At 71.6% G+C, this 914-nt stretch carries 1 protein-coding gene; it reads right to left on the reverse strand.

Features of this window, described 5'->3' with window-relative positions:
- Positions 1–243: hypothetical protein (locus KGQ19_RS48720; protein ID WP_212022468.1), on the reverse strand; the 243-nt coding region annotated here is incomplete at its 3' end.
- Between the last annotated feature and the right edge of the window lie 671 nt (positions 244–914).

The raw sequence follows: 914 nt of genomic DNA on the forward strand, positions 1-914 counted from the left end.
AGCCAACGCCGCGCCGACCCGAAACGCCCTGGCTGACGCCACTCCGGCCCAATCCGCCTCAGCCGACGCCGCACCGGCCCAAGGCCCCCAGGCAGACACCACGCCAGCCTTGTCCTCCGCCAACGCCGCATCGATCCGAAGCGCCCTGGCTGACGCCACTCCGGCCATAGCCTCCACCAACGCCACTCCGGCCCACATCCCCCAGCCCAACGTCAGCACGCCGACCACAGCCCGCGCCGGCACCTCCCTACCTAGCGCTACTCCAGCCCACATCGCCCCCGCACCGACTACGAACCCTGCCGACATCTCGCCGGCCAGCGCCCCTCCGGCTCACGTCGCCCTGACCAACGCCGCATCGATGGCAACCCGCGCCAGCGCCACTCCGGCCCATCTCTCCCCAGGTGACGCCGCCCCGGCCACATCCCCCACCAACGCGACTCCAACTCGCATCACACCGACCAACGCCCCCACACAGGCCGCGGCACCCACCGACACCGCTCGGACCGGCACCGCCCCGCCCGACACCACCACGGGCATGGCTCCCATCAACGCCGCGCCATCGCCCACAACCTCCGCCGGCCTGCCAACCTCCGCCCCTACCGGTTCAACTCCCGGCCCCAGCCTTCCCACAGCCAGACCGGCCGGGACTGCCACCTCTGCACGGCACGCCGTCCACAGGACACCAGCAGCCCACCCCAACTCCGCCATCGACCCCTTGAGCCCGCGCCCGCCTGTCACAAGCCCCGCCGCTAGCCCAGGCACTCCCGCCACAGCGGCTCAAACCCCAGCCCCAGCCTCAAAATCTCAATCAGCATCCGAACCCACCGCCCATCCATCCGCCCATAGCCCCCAACCGCTGCCAACCCCGGCCGACCAACTCACCTCGTCCATCGCCACACCGCCCCCAGACCGGC

The organism is Catenulispora pinistramenti (assembly GCF_018274385.1).
Classification (GTDB): domain Bacteria; phylum Actinomycetota; class Actinomycetes; order Streptomycetales; family Catenulisporaceae; genus Catenulispora; species Catenulispora pinistramenti.